Below are 23,026 nucleotides of genomic sequence, written 5' to 3'. Positions count from 1 at the left end.
ACTAATACCCCTTTGGTATGTTGTAAACAGGCTTTTCATGCTTAATGCCTTTAACTGCTTCTGCGACCTCAGCAGGCATGTATTCTTCATCATGCTTTGCTAGCACTTCAAACGCTTCAATGGTGTCTGGTGCGGTTAAGTGTCCTTGTGCAACGATCCCTTGCCCCTCACGGAATAAATCTGGCAAAATTCCCTGGTAGCGAACCGTAACTAACGGGCCTGTGTCGATAAGCTTAAATTCCACAAACAATGAGTCTTCATCACGAACAACACTTCCAGGTACAACCATTCCGCCAATTCTGAGCTTTTGCCCAACATAAGGCTTTTGTTTGTCTGGGCCCTTACCTTCAATTAATTCACTCGGGGTATAAAATAAATTAATGTTTTCTTGAAGGGCAAAAAGCACTAATGCAACAGATGTCCCAATACCAAAAATAATCGCGATAATGGCCATCAACCGCTTTTTTCTCCGAGGGTTCATGCTTTTTCCTCCTGCTGAGCACGTTTAATACGCTGCTCACGCGCTAGCTGATTTTTTATGTTATTCAGTGTTTGTCTATGCCCACGAACACTCGCCACCACAATCCCTGCTAAAAGTAAAAAGCAACTTCCATAAGACAGCCAAACAAAAAAGCCATAACCGCCCATCGCAATAAACTCTGAAAAAGAACTAAACTGCATTAGTGATCTCCATTAACTAGCGCTTTCACCCAGGGGCGGTGTTTTTCGCGCAACAAGATTTCATTTTTTAATCGAATTAGAGTGACGGTTCCGACCAAAGCAGCAAATGCAGCAATATTAACCATCAGAGGCCAGAACATAGACTTGTCGATGGCCGAGGAGTCAAATTTAGTGATGGTCGCACCTTGATGCAGGGTATTCCACCACTCCACTGAAAAGTGGATTATCGGTAAATTAACCACACCAACGATTGCAAGAATGCTCGCAGCTCGTCCTGCCGAGGCTTTATCTTCAAAAGCGTGATAAAGAGAAATCACGCCTAGATAAAGGAATAATAAAATTAATTCAGAGGTCAGCCGCGCATCCCAAACCCACCATGCTCCCCACATGGGCTTTCCCCAAGCGGCTCCGGTAATTAACGCGATAGCAGTAACGACGGCACCAACAGGTGCTATAGCGATAACTGCAAGCTCTGCATTACGAATTTGCCAAACTAACGCGATGAATGCAGCAATAGCCATTGACGAGTACGCCCCCATAGACAAAATTGCTGAAGGTACATGTATAAAAATAATTCGGTAGCTGTCTTTTTGTTGATAATCTGCAGGAGCAAAAGCTAATCCCCACACCCAACCAACAACCAACAATACCGCCGTAATTACGGCAAAGTAAGGCAAAAACAAATTGCACAAGCGATAAGCTGTTTCAGCTTTCGCATACGGATGTAACCACTTCCACATAATTAACTTACACTCACTTTCAATGCTGATGAAACGGCAATAGGTGCGAGTATCATTGCTGACGCTAACATCGCACCTAAAATTGCTAACTGACCATGATACGCAAGAGACATCGAACCGGTATCAATCGCAGAGGTAGCAAATATTAAAACGGGTATATACAGAGGCAAGACTAATAAACTTAACAAAATCCCCCCTTTTTGCAAACCAACAGTTAACCCTGCGCCAATCGCACCGATTAAACTCAATAATGGTGTGCCAATCAATAATGTTATAATTGTCGCTTGCCAGGCTTCACTTTCTAAATTTAATAACAAGGCAAACAGAGGAGAAAAAAGCACTAAAGGCAACCCTGTTGTCGTCCAATGAGCTGAAACTTTGGCAAGAACAACGAGAGGCATTGGATACTGGCTCACCATTAACTGCTCCAGTGAACCATCATTATAATCATCACGAAATAATTTATCTAAACTCAACATAGTTGCTAATAAAGCTGCAACCCAAATAATTCCGGGGGCCATGCGAGATAGCAATGCAGGTTCAGGCCCGACACCGAGCGGAAACAGACTGATAACAATGGTAAAAAACAACAAAGGATTAATGATTTCTGAACGCTGACGAAACGCTAAACGGATGTCTTTGGTGTAGACAGCGCAGAATAGGCTGCGGTAAGAATATTCACGAAGCATCAGAATCGATACTCCAAAGTCAACGTTTTCAAATTCTCAAATTGCTCAGTCAAATCTTGATGGCTAGTGAGTAAAATACTACCCCCTCTTGCTAACTGCATGAGAAATTGCTGCTGTAACAATGTCACCCCTTTTTTATCAACTGCGGTAAAGGGTTCATCAAGCATCCAAAGTTTAGCATCGGACACCCACAATCTAGCAAGAGCGACTCGGCGTTGTTGACCAGCGGATAACATCCGCACCGGGACATCTTCAAGGCCCACAAGCCCGAGCTGCGCTAATAAATGATAATAATCAATTGACTGGGTATAGCCATGTGTTTGCTGCCAAAATTGGATATTTTCAATGGCTGTAAGCTGTGTATTAACACCCGTTTTATGACCAATGAATAACAGCTGTCCTAAAAAGTCATCTTCATCTTTTGCGATATCTTCACCAAACCATAAGCGACGACCTTGCTCTGGTCGAGAGAAACCAGCCACAATACGCAATAATGATGTTTTACCAGCCCCGTTAGGACCTTCTAATTGCATGATTTCTCCTGAATTTAACTCAAAAGAAAGATTTTCAAACAAACAACGCTCTTGTTTGATGCAAGTTATTGATTCGACATTTAACAAAAAGTAACTTTCTCTATACCCCAAAGAGGCCAGTAGTCTATCATAATGATATTGCAAAGCGTAAGTTAGCTTTATCTTAGAAATGCTTAAATATTGATTTAAAACATAAATGCAAAATATTAGTGAAATTTCCCTAACAAACACGCAACAGCTTAAACTTTCAGCTGAACAGGCTCACTTAGCACAAAAATTGGTCATCAATCAAAGCTATCCAATCAAAAATGCTCAAAGTGATGGCCAAGTACTGAAAGCTGAAATCCAGATAAACGGCGCCTGGCAGCAGGTTTCGTTACCTTTAAGTACTGAACAAAAACAAAATAAATTTCTAGTCCAATCAGGTACACTCACTTTTAACTCTCAACAATTAATAACACTCAAAGAACACCTTTCTGTTGCAATTAAACTGCAGCCAAATGAATTATTAAGTTTACTTAAACTCTTTACTCCTGCATCAAATACTCAGTTAGGATCTAACTCAGTCTTGCTGCCTGTAACAGTCAACCCATCACTCAACAAGCTGTTTTTTCCGACATTAAAAGCTGCGTTACCGACCAATAGTTCAATCGCAGGTTTGCTCGCCAAAACAGACAACTTAGTCGCGACTATGAATTTCAAAAATGGTCAAGTCATGGCCAATATTAGCGCGCCTCCCCACTCAAGGATTATTCACTCTCAAGCTTTTTCGGCAGAGAAGTTATTGGGGTTGTTGAGTAAAGGACTATCGGAGGGAGAGATACGGATCCCGACCGCACAAAACCTTGAGCTAAAAGTGGCTAACAAGCATATTTCATTGCCGATAACGAGAGCGAGCAAAATTGAACCTGAATGGCATGCAATCAATCATCTTTCAAAAAACAAAAATGAGTTACATCTCTCTGTTGAGAAAGCCCCTATATCACTTCAGATATCGCTTTGCACAAAAGCAAATGCTAACTCTATGGATAACGCTATCCAAAACTCACAGTTATTCAATGAACAACAAAATAATCCTAAACAATCAGCTGTTTTAACTACTCCAAATCAACCTTCAAGTTCTGGCACCGCAACTCTTACAACCCTATGGCATAAAATTAGTCGTGCTGTTCAACCTGCAGCCCCTTCGGGGCCCACAGCTCAACCAGCGCAGCAGCTCAAACTAGAAACAACCTTCATTCAGCAAAATCTATCTGCAAACACAAGTACTGCAGGATCCGATTTAAGCCAAAAAATGGAGGGGAAAACGCTATTCCAAGCTACTGATAACCAGGTACAAAAAACGCAAACACTCACTTCAGACAAAGCCAACAATGGTAACTTGCCGCTAAAAATCGACACCCAAGCCTCCAATCGTATATTTAATACAGGAACCTCACAAAAAACCAGTCATACAAATTCACTCTCTTTAACAGACAAACCTCACGATAAGTTAGATTTAAACCAACTCGGTAAAGTGATTAATCGTTTATCGGAGCAAGGCATTCCCGAAGCAAAAGAGTTAAATAAACTGATACATCGCGCTTTTTCTCAACTAATTTCTGCCGAAACGCTTTCACCTAATAAGGTTCAAACAGAAGTAACACAAATAATACAACCTACAAAGCTTCCAACTGCAATTGCACCATCTGCGTTTGCTAATGCCATTAATCTATTATCTGTAGAACTTCTAACTCTAGATCTTGCTCAGCATCATAACCAGCAGCTAACTATCAATAATAAGCTTGAAGGGATACTGCAGCTTTTTTTTCCTAAGAATAAATTTGACCTGAATTCCCTCTTATCACAGCATTCAGCCAACCCTGTTTTACAAGATATTGGGCAGATTCAGTCAGCCTTACAAAGCAACCAGCTACAAAACACAACACAACCTGATCTTCCCTCCATTTTCCAGTTTCTACTTCCGATGAAATTAGCAGCTGAAGCACAACAGACAGAGGTTAAAATTGGCCATTATGAGAAAAAAAATAAAGTAGACGGCGCGAGTAAGAAAATATGGTTTGTTAGGCTCAATTTTGATTTAGGTGAACTAGGGAAGTTGCAAACACATGCTCAAATTATGGGTAAATCTGTTAGTTTTGATCTTGTTGCATCATCAGAACAATTAACAACAAAGACCGAGCCGCACATTCATAGCTTAAAGCAGCGATTAAATGAACACGGCTTACATATCGAACAAATAACACTCAAACATGCGAAAGAATCAAGCTCATCATTTTTTGATCAGCATAGTATTATTAATATTAAGGTGTAAACATGAATGAACCATACTCAGCAATTGGATTACTCTACGATGGGCGCTCAGCTCCAAGTGTCTCAGTTAAAGGATTTGGTGATTTAGCAAAAGAGATTATCGCGCTAGCTAAAGAAAAAGATATCTTAATTCATCAAGACGAAAATCTAACTAAAACGCTACAGCATTTAGAGCTAGGGGAAGAGATCCCTAAAGAGCTCTATATTGTAATAGCTGAGCTTATTGCCTTGTCCTACGTAATCCAAGGGAAATTCCCTCCAGGCTGGAAAGGCCTTAACAATAAGCTCAACATCAAAGCTTAACTTTTTTGTTGATGAAGTGATAATAGAAGCTCAGCTTCAGCGCGAGGTAATTCACACTCTTTAATAATTTCGTCAAGATCAGCTCCAAGCTCAACCATTTTGACCGCTCGGGAGTACATTTTAGAGTCTGGATCAACAAATTTTAATTCTTGCTGATTTTGAAGCAACTCGTTTGTTGTCGTTTCTAATTGAAGCATCCTTTTCCCAATGCTTAATAGGCCACCACGTACTTCTTCAATTTCACTGCGAAGAATGGCATTTTGTTGAGATAATGCCTCTATTTCTTTTTGTTTACTCTCATCCCGCCCTTTTTGTAATGTACGAGTACGTAACATAAACCCTATTGCAAAAAACACTATTGCTAAATTAAGCAATATAAGTACTTCAAATATCATAATATAACGTGCTGCTCGGCAATAGTTAGTAACTAAAAGTTACTCAGTTCGTCCCACTCTTCGTCATTTAAAAGTTTATTTAAATCAACAAGAATCAATAACTCACCATCTCGATTTGAGACTCCTTGGATGAATTTAGCACTTTCTTCTGTGCCAATATTTGGCGTGCTGTCAATTTCTGAACTTCGTAAATAAACAACTTCAGCTACACTATCAACCAAGATACCTATGACTTGCTTATCAGCTTCAATGATTACAATTCTTGAATTGTCAGTAACATCATTACCTACCAACCCGAATCGTGCGCGCGTATCGATAACGGTAACAACATTACCACGTAAGTTTATTATCCCTAAAACATACGCAGGTGCTCCAGGTACGGGGGCAATTTCGGTATAACGTAACACTTCTTGAACTTGCATTACATTAATACCATAGGTCTCATCTTCTAAATGAAAGGTAACCCATTGCAATACCTCGTCATTATCAACAGCATTGGATGATAAAATTCGTTCTTGACTCATTTGTATGCTCCTATAGCAAAACCGAGAGTTAATCTTGGCTATCTAAACCTTTTTCAAGTAATTCAATTAGCGATGTAACATCAACTAAAGCGCACATTTTTTCTTTAATCAAGCCAGCCAGCCAGGGGCGCTTTCCTGAATGTTCACGCCATTTTACATCATCATTTTTCAACGTAATATTATTGACCAAATTTTCAGCTAACAAGCCCCAATGACTATCACCTAACATAATAAGATATTGATAGTTTAGTGCTTCTTTTAAGGTTTTGTCATATTTTTCTGGCATTACCCACTTAGCAGTATCAATAACGCTTAATTTTTCTTCGCGGTGGAGCATCACCCCTTTAAACCAATCAGGTTTACCAAAGATACTATTAATTTCACCTAGCTGATGAATACCACCTAATGACTTTAATGGCACGGCTAATGTCAAACCAGCTACATTAAAAAATAATGCTTGAAACTCACCATTTCTATAATCATCCTGATAAGTTCTGACAGGTGGGATAGCCGATTCATTATTTAATTGCGTTTCTAATTTTTTTGTATCGTCAATAGCTTGATTTACTGAAGATAAAACTTCGATAGTTTCTAATTTTTTTTCTTCAGATTCTTCTTTTTCTGTTATCAACGGTACTTGCTGTAAGAGTTTAGCGACAGGGTCTAAATTAACGGAGTTTAAATTAGGATCGTCCTCATTTAATAAAGCAGTTAAATACTGCTTCATTATTTTTTCATTCGCAAATAACTGTTTGCTCATGATTAATCACTATCCTTTAGTTTTAATAGGTATTTTAACAACGCTTCATAAGCATAGACACCACGTGCCTTTGGGCAATATAAACTTGGTACTTTCATCGCTAAACTTGCATCTCTAAACTTCGTATCAACCGGGATTACGCCAGGCCAAACTGCATCACCATAACTCGCTCTTAGACTTTTATATGCCTCAAGAGACGCCTTTGTTCTTTTATCATACATTGTAGGTACAATCGTATATTTATAGCTTTTTGATTGAGAGCTTTGCATAAGCTCCATCGTACGCATCATTCGATCTAACCCTTTTAAGGCCAGAAATTCAGTTTGAACAGGCACTAAAATTCGCTCACTTGCAGCCAATGCGTTGACCATCAGCACTCCCAAAACTGGAGGGCAATCTAAAATGGCATAGTCATACTCGTCATCTAACTTAGCTAGGGCCTTTTTTAAAAGTAATCCCATGCCATTTTTATTCCCCATACTTCGGTCTAATGTAGCAATAGCCATTGTCGCAGGGAGAATATCTAAGTTATCCATCGATGAAGGGCATAATGATTGAAGAATTTCTTCTTTCTTCATGTTTTTACCACGAGAAAAGATATCATAAACACTAATTTCTAATTCTTCTGAATCAATTCCAAAATAGTAAGTCAAAGAAGCATGAGGATCAGTATCAATTAATAAGACCTTTTTTCCCTGAGATGCAAGAATACCGCCAAGCGACACTGTCGTAGTCGTTTTGCCTACCCCCCCTTTTTGGTTTGCAACAGTCCAAATTTTCAAAATTATTCCTTACTACTGTTTTTCTTCTTCTCGGGTCGTAATACGAATGCCACCATTTGGTAACTCAATTACTTTTATTTGGTTATTTCTCACTTCATTATTACTATGAACATCTTCAATTATAACCGTTTTTTGAGTATTTTCTTGGCTTGAATTTTCAGACTCTATCACTGGCGGTAAGCCGTACTTTGATAAAGCAATAACAACTTTTCTATTTTCTGCTCGCCCTTCAGGGGTATCATTTGATGCAAACGGTGAAAATTCACCGTAACCTTCTACAGCCATTTGCGCAGGGTTAACGCCTAATGATTCCAATTCAAGTAACATCTGTGTCGCTCTTGCCACTGATAACTGCCAATTAGAATTAAAAAGCTCATTATTAATCGGTAAATTATCGGTAAACCCCCTAATTCTGATGTAATTATCTACACTTTTAATAATGTCATATACATCGGCCACTACTTTTTTAGCTTCGTTGGTAGAAACTGCGCTCCCACTACCAAATAACAAGCCCGAGCTTAACTCTATAGTCAGCCAATCATCATCAAGCTCTAGCTTCGCCTCTCCAGCCTCGATATGATCAAATAAGGCTGCTTGAAGATTTTGATTAAGAGATTCAAGTGGGCTACCAAGCCGTTTTTTCTGAAGATTCACTAAATCCCCAAATCCATCAAGAAGCTCAGGCCCTCTCTCTTCATTGATCAGAGCGTTACCATATAAATTAAATTCTGTATCAAGTGAGTTTTCTATTAATAAACCCTCACCTTTCACTCCTGAGCCTTGCTCAGAAGACTTCAGTGCAGATTTAACAAATACATGTTCAAGTGAAGTAGAAAGCACTTCAAATTCGTTCTCTTTTGTAATGGCCATCGAATAAAGAACAACAAAAAGTGCAAACATTAACGTCATATAGTCTGCGTAAGAAACAAGCCATCTTTCAGTATGGTTATTTTCAGAGGAAACTCTAAGGTCTCGGTATCGTCTCATATAGGAGCGACCTAGCTTCGGCCTGCAACGTAATGACGTTCGACCTTAAAAGCTGATAATTTTAGTTCAATACTATGAGGGCTATCACCCAATAAAATAGCAATCATTCCTTCAGTCAATAATTCGTGATACAACATTTGCTGCTCTATTAAAAAACGTAATTTATTCGCGACAGGTATAAAAAATAAATTTGCAAAGCCAACTCCATAAATTGTTGCAATAAAAGCCGTTGCAATACCGGCGCCTAAAAGCTCTGGTTGCTTAATAAATGTCATTGCTTGAATTAGGCCTAATACTGCCCCCAAAATACCAATGGTAGGACTATACCCTCCCATCGCTTCATAAATTTTTGCAGATTTAAACAAGCTTTCTCTTCGTAAAATGAGCTCTGTTTCCATAGCTTCTCGAAATTGATTCGTTTCGACTCCATCAATCAGCATGTTCAATCCTTTACTGATAAAATACTCGTCGCTATCAAGCGCTTCTTTTTCAAGAGATAAAAAACCATCTTGCCTTGCTTTATGAGACCAACGGGTAATTTTAGCGATCCCTTCGTCAATTCTTAATTTTGGAGGAATAAACACCCATTTTAGCATCCGCAAACCACAAAAAAACTCAGATTTAGGTGACTGAAGCATCACAGCCCCTAATGTGCCACCCAATACAATCAATAAAGCTGGCAAATTTATCAGGCTAGAAACTAATCCGCCTTCGATTTTGTAGCCTATCCCTATTGCAGCAAGAGCTACAATTACACCGACAATAGACAGTCTATCCACAGCCTACTTCTCTTGTAATCCTCGCTGCAACATCGCTTAACGCGATACTTGCTTCTGCTAACCCTGCATTCGCTACAGCTTGTGGCATTCCGTAAACAACACACGACTTTTCATCTTGGGCCCAAATTTTTGAACCTGCTTGCTTCAACATGCGAGCACCTTCACGGCCATCAGCTCCCATTCCCGTTAAAACAACTGCTAAGACGCTATCGCCATAACTTTTTGCCGCGCTTGCAAATGTCACATCAACACTTGGTTTGTAGGTGACTCGCGCATTATCATCTTCGAAAACCTTGAGCTTTTGTCCATTACCTCGGCCTTCGACCAGCATCTGTTTACCTCCAGGAGCAAGATAAGCTACACCAGAACGAAGTATGTCACCATTTTCAGCTTCTTTAACTTGGATTTTACATAAACTATTAAGACGAGATGCAAATGCAGGCGTAAAAGCTGCTGGCATATGTTGAATCAGCAAGATTGGATGAGGAAAGTTTGCAGGTAACTGAGTTAATATACTTTGAAGTGCGACAGGACCACCAGTTGACGTTCCAATTGCAACTAATTGATATTTTTTTCCGGAAGCTCTTACTTCAGCTTCAGTGATTTTTGGTTCAGACGGTTTCGTCGAACTAAAGCTTCGGTCAGGTTGTTTAACTGTTGAACTTCTTGCTGACGAAGGTGACTGCACAACTGGCTGAGCACGCGTGAAACGGCTCACTCTACGTCGACCAATTTCTTTTACTTTTTGTTGTAATAACCTCGTTGCTTCTTCTTTATCTCGAGCAATATCTTCAAATTTTTTCGGCAAAAAATCCAAAGCACCGGCTTCAAGGGCATCAAGCGTTGCTGATGCTCCAGCATGAGTTAATGATGAAAACATTAAAATAGGAGTTGGATTCAACTCCATTATTTTTTTAACTGCGCTGATACCATCTAACACTGGCATCTCAATATCCATTGTTATCACATCGGGTTTAAGCGCAGCAGCTTGCTCAATCGCTTCTTTTCCATTATTAGCAGTACCAATCACTTCCATATCAGGATCTTGATTGATTATTTCACTGACTCTACGACGAAAAAAACTAGAATCGTCGACAACTAAAACTTTAACTGCCATTTAGGGTTCTCACCATTATTTATTTTGTTTTACCGGCATAATGTTTAAGCATACTCGGTACATCAAGAATCAGAGCAATCCCACCATCCGACGTAATTGTTGCGCCAGCCATTCCTGGTGTGCCTTGCAACAACGCATCAAGAGGTTTAATAACAACTTCTTCTTGACCAATTAAAGAGTCAACTACAAAGCCAACTTGTTGTGTGCCTAATTGAACAATTACAACATGCCCTTGAGAACGTTTTTGATCATTGGATTGATAATTTCTGATCAACCATTTCTCTAAATAAAAGAGCGGAATTGCTTTTTCCCTAACAATTATTGTCAATTGACCATCAACAAGATTCGTTTTCGTTAAGTCAAGATGGAAAATCTCACTTACACCTGCCAAAGGCAAGGCAAACGTTTGCTTACCAACCATGACCATTAATGTTGGTAAAATAGCCAGAGTCAGGGGCACTTTTATTTCTAATGTGGTTCCCACTCCTTTTTGTGATTCAATATTAATTGAACCATTTAATTGAGTTATTTTTGTCTTTACAACATCCATACCCACACCTCGCCCTGAGATGTCTGATATTTCCTCTTTAGTTGAAAAGCCAGGGGCAAAAATTAAGTTATAAGCTTCAGTATCAGAGAGTCTAGCCGCAACATCTGCGTCTATCACACCTTTACCAATTGCAATATTTTTAAGTTTCTCAGGATCCATACCTGCACCGTCATCTTCAATCTTTAATAAGATATGATCCCCTTCTTGAGATGCAGACAAAGTCACGGTACCTGTTCTAACTTTTCCAGATGCCTCACGGTCATCTGGCATTTCAATCCCATGGTCAACAGAGTTTCTAACTAAATGAACTAAAGGATCTGCTAATGCTTCAACTAAGTTTTTATCTAAATCAGTTTCTTCACCGACGAGCAGTAAATTAATTTCTTTTTTCAAACTCCGAGCCAAATCACGAACGACTCGAGGAAAACGTCCAAATACTTTCTTAATAGGTTGCATTCGAGTTTTCATCACGGCGCCTTGCAAATCGGCTGTGACGACATCTAAGTTTGAAATGGCCTTGCTCATACTCTCACTGCTAACAGTGGCACCTAAACTAACCAAGCGATTGCGAACTAACACTAGCTCACCAACCATATTCATAATTTGGTCTAGTCGTTTAGTGTCAACACGAACTGTCGTTTCAGCTTGAGGTGCTGCAGCTTTAGGAGCCGGAGCTTTAGCAGGGGCCGCTGTTGGCTTTTCTGGTACTTTTGCTACAGGCGCTGCTGGTTTAGCAACTGGTGTAGGTTTTGCTGGTGCAGCTTTAGGTGCAGCTGGCACTTCTGCTTTAGCTTGAACGGAAGCTTGCTTTGAGCCATTACTGACAGCTTTAGGAGCTCCAGAACCATGAAGCTCATCAAGTAATGATTCAAATTCATCTTCTGTAATTTCTTCGTCAGAACTTGCAGCATTTGTGTCAACACTCGGTGGTGATTTGGGTTGCTCATTTGAAGCGCTTACAGCGCCGAACGATCCTGAACCATGTAATTCATCAAGTAAATTTTCAAACTCATCATCTGTTATATCATCATTATCAGAACTTGTTGAATCAGGGGATTGCTGTGCAGCCGGCCCTTGTCCAGAACCATGTAACTCATCAAGTAAGCTTTCAAACTCATCTTCCGTTATATCATCAATAGAATCTGAACTTGGTGAACTAGCTTCTGGTGTTATAGGATCTTCACCGAAAAAAATGTCATCAAACTCATCTTGTGATGGTTCTGATTCATTTTCAGGTTCAGGTTCAGAGTATGCTTCTTCTGGAGCTGTTTCTTCAACCTCCCCAACCTCATCTTCAGACTCTGGCTTACTTAACTTATGTAAAATATCGAGTAATTCTGGTGAAGCCGCATCAGGTTGCTCTCTATTTTGAATCTTTGCAAACATTTCATTAATAGTGTCGAGAGCTTGAAGAATGACATCCATTAACTCGGCAGTGACTCTGCGTTTGCCTTGACGGAGAACATCGAAAATATTTTCAGCCCCATGACAAGCATCAACTAATTCTGTCATTGCTAGAAAGCCAGCTCCACCTTTAACGGTATGAAAGCCCCTAAATATAGCATTGAGTAAATCTGCATCTTCAGGATTATTTTCTAATTCAACTAACTGCTCGGACAATAATTCGAGTATTTCACCAGCCTCGACCAAAAAATCCTGCAATATATCTTCATCAACTTCAAAGCTCATGCAGCTGCTCTCCCATTTAGAAGCCTAAGCTCGATAATAAGTCATCAACTTCATCTTGACCGGAAACTACATCATCACGCTCAGCAGCATCAATAATCGGCCCTTCAGCAACCTGATCTAGTTCAGTTGAACTTACATCGGCTACAATCGTATTTTTTTCGTGTACTTCTTTTGACGTTTCAACTGGAGAACCAAAGACAGTTAACATGTAAATTAAACTGTCTTCTACCTCTCGAACCAGCTCGATAACCCTTCGAATTACTTGACCTGTCAGATCTTGATAATCTTGAGCCATTAATACTTGAGTCATCAAACTATGAAGTTGTTGCGTATCTTTTTGCGTACCTTGAATAAAGTCATCAAGCTCAAGACATAACGTCTTAAATTCACCTAACTTTAAGTCCCGTGACATTAATCTATCCCACGAGGGCTTAAGATTATTAATATCGTCGTTTAACTTATCGGCGAGAGGCAAGCTAGCTTCAATGGCATCCATTGTTTTATTTGCAGCTTGCTCTGTCATTTCCATAACATAATTTAATCGCTGCTTGGCATCCGGCAATGATTCTTGTGTTAACGAAGAAAGCTTGTCATCTAACTCAAAGTTTTTAAGTGAGTCATGAAGTTGCCGAGTTAATTTACCAACCTCTGCAAATAGCTCAGACTGTTCATCTGAGCTTATTTGTAATAACAGCTCATTCGCTTGTTCTTGTTCGCCATTTTCCAAAAGCTCGACGAGCTGTTTGGCTTGTTCAAGTGTTATTTGTGGTATAGCGCTGGCCGACATGAAGCTCTCCTTCTTGTTTAACCTAAACGCTCAAACACTTTATCCAATTTAGTCTTCAGCGTCGCAGCGGTAAACGGTTTAACAATGTAGCCGTTAACACCCGCTTGAGCCGCAGCAATGATTTGTTCTTTTTTAGCCTCAGCCGTTACCATTAACACGGGTAAATGCTTAAGGTTGTCATCAGCTCTGATCGCTCGGAGCAAATCAATACCTTGCATTCCAGGCATGTTCCAGTCAGTTACAACAAAATCAAACTCTTGATTTTGTAACATTGGTAGTGCGGTGCTACCGTCATCAGCTTCTTGAACATTAGTAAATCCTAAGTCCCTAAGCAGATTTTTAATGATTCTTCTCATAGTTGAAAAGTCATCTACCACAAGAATTTTCATGTTTTTATCCAAAACATCCTCCGGTGAGGTTTAAACCCAAATTACAGTACTTCTAATTCAAATCCAGTCACTGACTTTTGCTTTTAGCTTTATCATTGCCTGGCCATGTATTTGGCTAACTCTTGATTCACTCACATCAAGAATTGCACCTATTTCTTTTAAATTCATTTCATCATTGTAGTAAAGAGATAAAACCAGTGCATCACGTTCAGGTAAAGTTTTAATTGCTTCCATTAAGGAGTCATTAAACCGCTCTGTTTGTGTATGAACATAGGGTGTGTCACTAGAGTTTAAATGTTCTTCGTTATGGAGCACATCTTCATCAACACCTAGATCTTCAATCCCCAAAATCCTACCGCTATTTACATCATTAAGAATATCATGGTATTCATTGAGCGTAATATCAAGTTTTTCAGCAACTTCTATATCTTTTACTTCTCGCCCTAATGAAGATTCCAATTCTGCAGTCGCTTGCGCAACCATTCTCGCATTTTTATGAACCGATCGTGGAACCCAGTCCCCTTTTCGTATTTCATCCAACATTGCTCCACGTATGCGGATTCCTGCATACGTTTCAAAACTCGCACCTTTTGAGCCATCGAAATTTTTCGCGGCTTCAATCAGGCCTATCATTCCTGATTGCACTAAATCATCCAATTGAACGCTCGCTGGCAATCGCGCCAGTAAGTGGTATGCAATGCGCTTTACTAACGTTACATGTCTTTCGATCATGTTCGTCATTTGATCTGCAGTGCTATACCCTATTACTTTATTCACACAGGATGCCTTAGCGATTTACAAGCTTTTCTATGAAGAACTCCAAATGCCCTGAAGGTTGATTTGGAATAGGCCATTTAGCCGCTTTTGTTGCAAGCGTTTTAAATGCAATTGCTGCGGGTGACTTAGGGAAGAGATCAACAATCGTTTTTTGTTTACGAATGGATTTACGCATATTCTCATCGAAGGGAACTGTCGAGACAAGCTCTAGAGAAACATCTAGAAAACGGTCTGTCACTTTAGAAAGCTTTGCGAACAACTCTTGGCCTTCACGTAAGCTGCGTACCATATTAGCGACTATTTTAAATTTATAGACACCATGCTCTCTACTCAATATTTTAATTAGAGCATAAGCATCTGTTATTGAAGTCGGCTCATCACATACAACTACGAGTACATCTTGAGCTGCTCTTGAAAAACTTAACACCATATCTGAAATACCAGCTGCGGTATCTACAATCAGCACATCATAGTCAGCATTCAATTCGCCAAAAGCACGGATGAGACCTGCATGTTCAGCTGGAGATAGTTCTACCATGTTTTGAGAACCTGATGTTGCAGGTACAATACGGATTCCGTGTGGACCTTCGACTAAAATATCTTCCAATTCACATTCGCCCGATAATACGTGCGAGAGATTTCGTTCAACTCTGAGTCCAAGCATCACATCACAGTTTGCCAACCCTAAGTCAGCATCAAGTACCAAAACCCTTTGGCCTTGTTGTCCCATTGCAATTGCCATATTTAAGGAGACATTGGTTTTACCCACGCCACCTTTGCCGCCTGTCACTGCAATTACTTTTACAGCTTGATTATTTTGATTCATTCTTCGCAGGCCACTTGCTTGATCTAAAACTGTATTAATCATACATCCCTACTGCATGAGACTCCAAGTTTGGATGTCTTTTAAATTGCGCGTTTGCACGTTTAGCGTACAGTTGCTCAGCCTTTTTGACTAGTTTTTCTGCATTAGCCACTCTAATGTCCTCTGGCACACGCTGACCATTAGTAAGATACCCTATTGGTAAGCGATTTTGAATCGCAATACTTATAATCTCTCCTAAACTTAAGCATTCATCAAGTTTTGTGAATATACAACCACTTAAGTGTACCTTTTTAAAATGCTTAACCGTCTCTTGCAATACCTCTAACTGTGCTGTTGCACTCAATACAAGGTAACTACGTATGTCCACTCGCGCATTTTTCATTAAAGTATTGAGCTGTTCGGTCAAACGTAAATCACGTTGACTCATGCCAGCGGTGTCAATTAATACTAGTCTCTTATTTCGTAAATGATAAAGCATTTCTGCTAATTCATTTGCATCTTTTACTTGTTTAACCGGACAGCCGATGATTCTGCCATAAGTTGCCAATTGTTCATAGGCTCCAATACGATAAGTATCTGTTGTAATTAGAGCTATTTTATCAGCGCCAAATTTTTGAGCTCCTAGAGCAGCTAATTTTGCAACAGTCGTGGTTTTCCCAACACCTGTTGGGCCCACTAATGCAAACACTCCGCCATTACGTAAAATTTCATTATTCGACGTATATAGTTGGCTTTGGACCATTTCTAGCAATGCTTGCCAAGCTTTTTTCTCAGAGACATCATCCGGAATAAAACAGGCCATTTGATCAGCTAAATCATCACCAATTCCCATACCTTTAAGTCGATCAACCATGTATGCTTTTGTAGGATCTCTCCTCGCTAAATCTTGCGACATTAGCCCTGATACTTGATGCTCAAGTAATTGACGAATAGCCAGCATCTCATCTCTCATCGCCTTAATTTCTTCATCATTTTTAGAGTGACTTGATTCAGACTGAGCGAGCGTTTGTTTGTGATTTTTTTCTAGAGATGAAAAATCATCTTCTTCAGGACCTTTATACCAATGCTCTGCTTTTGGTTTTTGCTGCTCTTCGAGCATAGCTGAGAAATTACTCGCTTGTGGCTTGGTAGCCTGACGATTCAAAAGGGCCTCTAAACTGTCAGCTATTTTCGCTTCTGGCTCTGCTGAGCGCTTGATGGCTTGCGGTCTAACCACTTGTTCATTGGTTACCCCATAATCTGACATTCTCTCACTGATCGGTGCTCTTACTTGTGCAGGAGGACGTTTTGCAGGAGCACGCTCATGATCTACCGCAGCGACAATTTCAACCCCATTGGCCATTTTCTTATTCGACATTATAACGGCATCCACACCTAACTCTTCTTTTACTTCATTCAGAGCGGTACGCATATCTTTAGCAAAAAAACGTTTAATTTTCATAAATTACCCCTTGTCCTGACTATTGCTGACCTACAGAGCTGACAATCTTAATTTGCTTTTCATCCGGTACTTCTTGATAAGACATCACCCTTAAACCGGGTAATGTATGCTTAACAAATCGCGATAAAACGGTTCTCAGCATTCCTGATGTCAACAATATTGAAGGTTCACCTGACATCTCCTGAGTTTGATGTGCTTCACTTAGCGAATTTTGTAGCCGCTCAGCAAGCCCAGGTTCAATGCCAGCACCCTCGTCACCTGCATTTTGAAGTGACTGATGCAACATCTGTTCCAACTCAGGCGCCAATGTTATGACAGGGATTTCAGGGGTGGCGCCAACTATATCTTGAACAATCAACCTACGCAGTGAAATACGCACTGCTGCGGTTAAAACATCTGCATCTTGGCTACGGGGCCCATACTCAACTAAAGTTTGCACAATCGAACGCATATCTCGAATAGGCACACCTTCATTCAAGAGGTTTTGCAGAACTTTTACAATCGTCGTTAAATGAAGTACATCTGGAACAAGTCCTTCCACTAAACGAGGGTGACTCTTAGTTAACATATCAAGGAGATTTTGTACTTCTTCATGACCTAGCAGCAACGAAGCATTATTATGCAGTAGTTGACTGATGTGAGTGGCAACCACTGTGGCCGCATCAACCACAGTGTATCCTAGTGATTGCGCCTCATCTTTTTGGCTAGGGCCTATCCAAACAGCTTCAAGGCCAAAAGCGGGATCTTTTGTTGGTGTGCCATCAATTGGTCCAAAAACCTGACCTGGGTTAATGGCCAGTTCATTACCATGTTTGAGTTCCCCTTCGCCAACAGCAACTCCCATGAGCGTAATCCGATAAGCATTGGGGTCTAACTCTAAATTATCACGGATATGCACTGGCGGGACTAAAAACCCGAGTTCTTGAGAGAGCTTTTTACGTACTCCCTTGATTCTACTTAGGAGCTCACCACCTTGAGCCTGATCAACTAGTGGGATCAAACGGTAACCTACTTCTAAGCCAATCACATCAACCTGTGAAACATCATCCCAACTCAGCTCTTTTTGTTCTTGTGCTGGAGCCGCAGTGACACCAGTACTGGGTTGCAATTCGCCTTTTTCTATAGCTTCTTTTTCTTTAATGGCCTGTTGCTGAGCATAAAATGCACCATACCCCATAAGTGCACCTAATGATAAAAATGCGAAGTGCGGCATGCCAGGTACTAAGCCCATCACAATTAAAATACCTGAGGTAATAAATAATGGCTTTTCATTCCCTAATTGTTTCTTTACTTGGTCGCCCATATTTTGTGATTCATTTTGACGAGTCACAATAATCGCAGTACCTATTGAAAGTAATAAAGAGGGGATTTGTGCGACCAAGCCATCACCGATGGTCAATAAAGTGTACACTTCCATCGCTACACTAAATGGTAAGTCATGTTGAATCATACCAATAAATAAGCCACCGGTAATATTGATTACCAGGATGACTATCCCGGCGATGGCATCACCTTTAACAAATTTACTAGCACCATCCATTGAGCCGTAAAAGTCAGCCTCTCGAGTTACCTCATTTCGGCGCTCTCGTGCTTGCTCTGCTGTAATAAAACCCGCATTTAAGTCAGCATCAATCGCCATCTGTTTACCCGGCATTGCATCAAGGGTAAATCGAGCGGTCACTTCTGAAATCCGGCCCGCACCTTTTGTGATAACCACAAAATTAATGATGATCAATATAAGAAATACCACAAAACCGACAACATAATTACCACCCATGACTACCGAACCAAATGCCTCAATTACTTGACCTGCGGCATCTCCTCCATTATGGCCTTCGAGTAAAACGACACGAGTACTGGCAACATTTAGAGCTAAACGAAGGATCGTTGCGATTAACAAAATAGCAGGAAAAGCACCAAAATCGAGAGGTTTCATGGTGTACACAGTAACGAGCAATACAACCAGTGCCAAAGCAATATTAAATGAAAACAACGCATCAAGCAGCATTGGAGGCATAGGCAATACGACCATCGCCAACGCCGCAAGTACTAAAATAGGCGTCCCAACCCCTTTTAAGTACTCCATTTTATCTTTATTGATTTGTGTTAATACAGCCTGAAGGTTCATACACAACTAATTTCAAAAAATTGACACTGAGTGAGTAAAAGCAAAATACATTCCAGTTATTAACTTTGAGAAAACAATAAAAATAGTTTTTAAAAATCAGCTTGTTAGTACTTTAACTCATCTGGGATTGGTAGCTTTGAAGACGGTTTATTCGGTCGTTTTCCACGTCCTTTATTAAATTGCTTAAGTTGATACACGTACGCTAAAATTTGCGCTACAGCAATAAACAACTGATCAGGAATTTGTTGTCCAACCTCTGTTGTGTGAAATAAAGAGCGCGCTAACATCGGAGATTCAAGTACTGGTACATCATGCGCTTGACCGATTTTTCTAATCTGCAGCGCAATTTCATCAATACCTTTTGCCAACACTATCGGAGCCCCTGCTTTTTCTGTGTCATATTTAAGCGCTACAGAATAATGAGTCGGGTTTGTAACAATGACATCGGCGTCTGGTACGTCTTGCATCATGCGCCGCTGCGACATTTCTCTCTGCGTACGCCTGATCCGCGCCTTGATTTGAGGATCACCTTCTGAATTTTTATATTCATCTTTCACTTCTTGCAGCGTCATTTTCAGTTGTTTATTGTGATTCCACTTTTGAAATGGCGCATCGACTAAAGCAACAATAACCAAAGTACAAGAGAGTGCTAAAAACATCCAACCGAGAATTTTCAATGCATGCTCGATATTACCGGGCATGGTTTCTAAACTAAGGTGCAAAATCTCATAAAAATACATTTTTATAAGCAAGACAGCCGTAAAAGCGACCAGTAAAAACTTGAGTAATCCTTTCACTAGTTCAATAACGGCCTGCGGACCAAACATCCGCTTGAAACCTTGATAAGGTGAGAGTTTATTTGCTTTGGGTGCAGCGGCTGACCAACTAAAATTAAAGCCACCTAAAAACGTATTCCCAATGAAGGCTGCAACTAAAATAACTAACACAAACATCGTCATACCAAACCAAAGTTCTTTGCCAATATCTCCCCAAACAGCGAACATCTTCGTGGTATCAAAAGCTTCATTGCGATTTAAGTTAAGCATCCTCGCCATCACTCGGTGTAAGCCTGCTCCTATGGTTGGCCCATAAATCAACAGCGACACCGCCGACATGATTAAAACCACAGCAGTGCCTGTTTCTTTCGAACGCGCTATCTGACCTTTCTTACGGGCATCACTGAGCTTTTTTTCCGTGGGTTCTTCGGTTTTTTCTTGATCTGAGCCTTCAGCCATTCTTTAACCTTAGCTTTTAAGGGCCACAGCCCGACACTTTACACATTAATTCAAGCATACGTTGCCATTGAAACTCGAATTGAACAACAAAGTTACCCATCGTAGCCCAAATTATGACTAACCCCATCATTAACGTAAATGGAAAACCAATAGAGAAAATATTTAACTGAGGTGCTGCCCGTGTCATCACACCAAATGAAATACTAGTAATCAACATTGCAGTCAACGGCGCTAAAGACAGCACTAACGCTGTCGCAAATAACCACCCCCCCCAAAGGGCCACCTCACGAAAGTTTTCTGGATCCCACCATGTTCCATCAATGGGCAGCGCAGTAAAACTATGAATCAACATTTGCATCATAATCAAATGGCCGTCGTACACCCAAAATAACAGCGAAGCTAAAATCAAATAAAATTGTCCTACAGCAGGCACATTTTGCCCATTGGTTGGGTCGATTATTGATGCAAAACCAAGGCCCGTTTGCATGGCCAGTATTTGTCCTGCTAACACAAAAGTGTTAAGCATTAATACCGATGCAAAGCCCATAGCAACACCAATCAAAATCTGCTGTAAAACCACTAAGACCATTTCAAACGAAAATAAATTAGTAAATGGAACAGGTGGCAACATTGGCACAGCAATAAAGGTTATTGCCACGGCTAAGCCGGTTTTGATACGTGTAGGAACGGTTCTCACACCGATACCCGCCATAACCATCAGCATTGACGATATCCGGGCGAGTGGTAATAAAAAATCCGCTAACCACTGCATTATGATTGATAGCGGAAACTCCATTAACCAACCACTTCAGGTATTTGCAGCACTAAACCAGTGAAGAAATCCATCAGCTCTTGTGTCAGCCAATGACCTCCAATAATCAACGCCAGAAGCGTAACGATCAGACGGGGTAAAAAGCTGAGGGTCTGCTCATTAATTGAAGTCGCAGCTTGAAATATTGACACAATCAAACCCACAATCAAGCTAGGTACGATGATCGCTGCCACTATTTTAATCACTAAAAAAAGTGCATTGCTCAATACTCCTACAAAGACTTCAGGTTCCACTGTTAACTCCCTAAACCAAAACTCTTAGCCAAAGTGCCCATGACTAAACTCCAGCCATCTACCAGCACAAACAGCATTATTTTAAATGGCAACGACACTATCATTGGAGAAAGCATCATCATACCCATCGCCATCAGAACAGAAGCAACCACTAAGTCGACGATGAGAAAAGGAATAAAAAACATAAAACCAATTATAAATGCCGTTTGCAATTCGCTGGTAATAAAGGCTGGAATAATCACAGTAAAAGGCGCATCCTCAGGTTTATTAAGCTGATCAATTCCTGCAATTTGTGCGAATGTTTCTAAATCTTTAATTCGGGTTTGTGAAAGCATAAATGCCTTAATCGGCTCTTTTGCTTGTTCTAGAGCAACTAATGAGGTCATTTCTTCATTTAAATATGGCTGGATTGCTCGCTCATGCACTTGGGTATAAATCGGTGTCATTATAAAAATACTCATAAATACCGACATCCCCACCAGCACTTGATTAGAAGGTGTTTGCTGCAATCCAATGGCTTGGCGCAAGATAGCTAAAACCACAATAATGCGCGTAAATGACGTCATCATAATCACAGCTGCAGGAATAAAACTGAGCGCCGTCATAATGGCTAATACTTGCAAGGTGACAGAGTACTCTTGCGTGCCATCGGCATTGCTCGTGACAGTTAAAGCTTGCAACCCCTGCTCTGCGCTAAGTGATGGCGAAACTAAAATTAAAGCGCTCAATATGATCCATTTTAGCATATTAAATTTTCTTATTATTTGGATTTAAGATTTGGCTAAAAGACTTCGCTAACGCGGGCATTTCTTTTGCGCTAAGCGGCCTCTCTAATTCATAAAGATAGTTGATTGAGTGAGGCGTGACCCCTAACAAATGCTGCTTTTGATCTATTTCTACAACCAGCAACCTTTCTTTTGAGCCAAGCGGAATTGAACGAATTACTTTAAACTCATCCATCGTCGGCATATTGGGTGAAAAACGTTTAACTAAGACAGCTAAACAAATAATAATTACAATCACCAACATAAGAGACATTGCTACTGACATCAAATTTTGCGCCGGTGCACTTTGCGCCCACACCGGCCAACATAGCACGCCTAATAATGCGACAAACAGTCTCATCGTAATTTTTTAATCCGTTCGATTTGGCTAATTACATCGGTTAACCGAATACCAAATTTATCGTTAACTACAACCACTTCACCATGTGCGATCAAAGTGCCATTGACTAACACATCAAGCGGTTCACCGGCAACACGGTCAAGTTCAACAACAGAACCTTGATTCAATTGTAATAAGTTACGGATACTAATTTTTGAACGGCCGACTTCCATCGAGATAGTGACCGGAATATCCAAAATTGTATCGAGTTTTCTTTTCTCTTCTTGAGTAATTTCTGCAGGCTGATTAGATAGTTCGTCTAACTCGGCCACTTCGACATCACCGCCTTCTCCTGCGTCACCATCTTCAGCTTCAGCTAGCGCTGCTGCCCATTCGTCCATTGTATCTTGGTCATCACTCATAATTTTTCAC

General features: G+C 40.4%; 27 protein-coding genes. 2 read left to right on the top strand and 25 right to left on the bottom strand.

Features of this window, described 5'->3' with window-relative positions:
• Nucleotide 1 precedes the first annotated feature (1 nt).
• Genes ccmE through ccmA form a run of 5 tightly spaced genes read right to left on the bottom strand, consistent with a single transcriptional unit; the run spans nt 2 to nt 2,730 of the window.
• Entirely contained in the window at nt 2-481 is a 480-nt protein-coding gene (gene ccmE, locus AC3KVK_RS05045; RefSeq protein ID WP_490312613.1) for a cytochrome c maturation protein CcmE, read from the bottom strand.
• Nucleotides 478-681, bottom strand: coding sequence for a heme exporter protein CcmD (gene ccmD / locus AC3KVK_RS05040; protein WP_490312614.1), 204 nt, complete (start codon nt 679-681; stop codon nt 478-480). Before ccmD ends, ccmE begins: the two co-directional genes overlap by 4 nt.
• The gene (locus AC3KVK_RS05035; RefSeq protein WP_490312615.1) at nt 681-1,421 is read right to left on the bottom strand and encodes a heme ABC transporter permease; all 741 of its coding nucleotides are present in this window, start codon (nt 1,419-1,421) and stop codon (nt 681-683) included. Before AC3KVK_RS05035 ends, ccmD begins: the two co-directional genes overlap by 1 nt.
• 2 nt (nt 1,422-1,423) lie before the next feature.
• A complete protein-coding gene (ccmB, locus tag AC3KVK_RS05030; protein WP_490312616.1) occupies nt 1,424-2,110 on the bottom strand; it encodes a heme exporter protein CcmB in 687 nt (228 codons plus the stop codon).
• Nucleotides 2,110-2,730, bottom strand: coding sequence for a cytochrome c biogenesis heme-transporting ATPase CcmA (gene ccmA / locus AC3KVK_RS05025; protein WP_490312617.1), 621 nt, complete (start codon nt 2,728-2,730; stop codon nt 2,110-2,112). Before ccmA ends, ccmB begins: the two co-directional genes overlap by 1 nt.
• Nucleotides 2,731-2,839: 109 nt before the next feature.
• Here ccmA and fliK point away from each other — a divergent pair, with 109 nt between their 5' ends.
• Nucleotides 2,840-4,957 carry a flagellar hook-length control protein FliK gene (fliK, locus tag AC3KVK_RS05020; RefSeq protein WP_490312618.1) on the top strand — a complete coding sequence of 706 codons (2,118 nt, stop codon included), beginning with the start codon at nt 2,840-2,842 and terminating at the stop codon, nt 4,955-4,957.
• 2 nt (nt 4,958-4,959) lie between these two features.
• Nucleotides 4,960-5,259 carry an EscU/YscU/HrcU family type III secretion system export apparatus switch protein gene (locus AC3KVK_RS05015; protein WP_490312619.1) on the top strand — a complete coding sequence of 100 codons (300 nt, stop codon included), beginning with the start codon at nt 4,960-4,962 and terminating at the stop codon, nt 5,257-5,259.
• Here the strand turns inward: AC3KVK_RS05015 and AC3KVK_RS05010 are convergent.
• From AC3KVK_RS05010 to fliN, 20 genes are all read right to left on the bottom strand, one after another.
• Nucleotides 5,256-5,654 carry a DUF2802 domain-containing protein gene (locus AC3KVK_RS05010; RefSeq protein WP_490312620.1) on the bottom strand — a complete coding sequence of 133 codons (399 nt, stop codon included), beginning with the start codon at nt 5,652-5,654 and terminating at the stop codon, nt 5,256-5,258. The genes AC3KVK_RS05015 and AC3KVK_RS05010 overlap by 4 nt on opposite strands.
• Before the next feature lie 32 nt (nt 5,655-5,686).
• On the bottom strand, nt 5,687-6,178 hold the full coding sequence (locus AC3KVK_RS05005) for a chemotaxis protein CheW (protein ID WP_490312621.1): 492 nt from the start codon (nt 6,176-6,178) through the stop codon (nt 5,687-5,689).
• Nucleotides 6,179-6,206: 28 nt separating this feature from the next.
• The gene (locus AC3KVK_RS05000) at nt 6,207-6,938 is read right to left on the bottom strand and encodes a chemotaxis protein CheW (protein WP_490312622.1); all 732 of its coding nucleotides are present in this window, start codon (nt 6,936-6,938) and stop codon (nt 6,207-6,209) included.
• A 2-nt stretch (nt 6,939-6,940) separates the two neighbouring features.
• Nucleotides 6,941-7,720, bottom strand: coding sequence for a ParA family protein (locus AC3KVK_RS04995; protein WP_490312623.1), 780 nt, complete (start codon nt 7,718-7,720; stop codon nt 6,941-6,943).
• Between the two features lie 12 nt (nt 7,721-7,732).
• Nucleotides 7,733-8,707 carry a flagellar motor protein MotB gene (locus tag AC3KVK_RS04990; RefSeq protein WP_490312624.1) on the bottom strand — a complete coding sequence of 325 codons (975 nt, stop codon included), beginning with the start codon at nt 8,705-8,707 and terminating at the stop codon, nt 7,733-7,735.
• A gap of 11 nt (nt 8,708-8,718) precedes the next feature.
• On the bottom strand, nt 8,719-9,486 hold the full coding sequence (locus tag AC3KVK_RS04985) for a flagellar motor protein (protein ID WP_490312625.1): 768 nt from the start codon (nt 9,484-9,486) through the stop codon (nt 8,719-8,721).
• Nucleotides 9,479-10,603 carry a protein-glutamate methylesterase/protein-glutamine glutaminase gene (locus AC3KVK_RS04980; RefSeq protein WP_490312626.1) on the bottom strand — a complete coding sequence of 375 codons (1,125 nt, stop codon included), beginning with the start codon at nt 10,601-10,603 and terminating at the stop codon, nt 9,479-9,481. Before AC3KVK_RS04980 ends, AC3KVK_RS04985 begins: the two co-directional genes overlap by 8 nt.
• A gap of 19 nt (nt 10,604-10,622) precedes the next feature.
• Nucleotides 10,623-12,842 carry a chemotaxis protein CheA gene (locus tag AC3KVK_RS04975; protein WP_490312627.1) on the bottom strand — a complete coding sequence of 740 codons (2,220 nt, stop codon included), beginning with the start codon at nt 12,840-12,842 and terminating at the stop codon, nt 10,623-10,625.
• 16 nt (nt 12,843-12,858) lie between these two features.
• A complete protein-coding gene (locus AC3KVK_RS04970; RefSeq protein WP_490312628.1) occupies nt 12,859-13,629 on the bottom strand; it encodes a protein phosphatase CheZ in 771 nt (256 codons plus the stop codon).
• A 17-nt stretch (nt 13,630-13,646) separates the two neighbouring features.
• Nucleotides 13,647-14,030 (bottom strand): chemotaxis response regulator CheY, encoded by a 384-nt coding sequence (gene cheY / locus AC3KVK_RS04965; protein ID WP_086743851.1) that lies wholly within the window; start codon nt 14,028-14,030, stop codon nt 13,647-13,649.
• Between the two features lie 45 nt (nt 14,031-14,075).
• A complete protein-coding gene (locus AC3KVK_RS04960) occupies nt 14,076-14,759 on the bottom strand; it encodes an RNA polymerase sigma factor FliA (RefSeq protein ID WP_490312686.1) in 684 nt (227 codons plus the stop codon).
• 46 nt (nt 14,760-14,805) lie between these two features.
• The gene (locus AC3KVK_RS04955; protein ID WP_086743852.1) at nt 14,806-15,663 is read right to left on the bottom strand and encodes a MinD/ParA family ATP-binding protein; all 858 of its coding nucleotides are present in this window, start codon (nt 15,661-15,663) and stop codon (nt 14,806-14,808) included.
• On the bottom strand, nt 15,656-17,062 hold the full coding sequence (flhF, locus tag AC3KVK_RS04950; protein WP_490312629.1) for a flagellar biosynthesis GTPase FlhF: 1,407 nt from the start codon (nt 17,060-17,062) through the stop codon (nt 15,656-15,658). The genes AC3KVK_RS04955 and flhF overlap by 8 nt, the downstream gene beginning before the upstream one ends.
• A gap of 19 nt (nt 17,063-17,081) precedes the next feature.
• Nucleotides 17,082-19,190 (bottom strand): flagellar biosynthesis protein FlhA, encoded by a 2,109-nt coding sequence (gene flhA / locus AC3KVK_RS04945; protein WP_490312630.1) that lies wholly within the window; start codon nt 19,188-19,190, stop codon nt 17,082-17,084.
• Nucleotides 19,191-19,294: 104 nt separating this feature from the next.
• Nucleotides 19,295-20,425, bottom strand: coding sequence for a flagellar biosynthesis protein FlhB (flhB, locus tag AC3KVK_RS04940; protein WP_490312631.1), 1,131 nt, complete (start codon nt 20,423-20,425; stop codon nt 19,295-19,297).
• 16 nt (nt 20,426-20,441) lie between these two features.
• Nucleotides 20,442-21,221, bottom strand: coding sequence for a flagellar biosynthetic protein FliR (gene fliR, locus AC3KVK_RS04935; protein ID WP_490312632.1), 780 nt, complete (start codon nt 21,219-21,221; stop codon nt 20,442-20,444).
• Nucleotides 21,221-21,490, bottom strand: a complete 270-nt coding sequence (gene fliQ, locus AC3KVK_RS04930) for a flagellar biosynthesis protein FliQ (protein WP_490312633.1) — start codon at nt 21,488-21,490, stop codon at nt 21,221-21,223. The genes fliR and fliQ overlap by 1 nt, the downstream gene beginning before the upstream one ends.
• Nucleotides 21,491-21,492: 2 nt before the next feature.
• The gene (fliP, locus tag AC3KVK_RS04925) at nt 21,493-22,236 is read right to left on the bottom strand and encodes a flagellar type III secretion system pore protein FliP (protein ID WP_490312634.1); all 744 of its coding nucleotides are present in this window, start codon (nt 22,234-22,236) and stop codon (nt 21,493-21,495) included.
• A gap of 1 nt (nt 22,237) precedes the next feature.
• The gene (gene fliO, locus AC3KVK_RS04920) at nt 22,238-22,615 is read right to left on the bottom strand and encodes a flagellar biosynthetic protein FliO (protein ID WP_490312635.1); all 378 of its coding nucleotides are present in this window, start codon (nt 22,613-22,615) and stop codon (nt 22,238-22,240) included.
• Nucleotides 22,612-23,016 carry a flagellar motor switch protein FliN gene (gene fliN, locus AC3KVK_RS04915; protein ID WP_490312636.1) on the bottom strand — a complete coding sequence of 135 codons (405 nt, stop codon included), beginning with the start codon at nt 23,014-23,016 and terminating at the stop codon, nt 22,612-22,614. Before fliN ends, fliO begins: the two co-directional genes overlap by 4 nt.
• Between the last annotated feature and the right edge of the window lie 10 nt (nt 23,017-23,026).

Source organism: Pseudoalteromonas sp. J2K-J979, assembly GCF_058169715.2.
The sequence above is the reverse complement of the archived record's forward strand: the minus strand, read 5'-3'. Positions and strand labels throughout refer to the sequence as shown.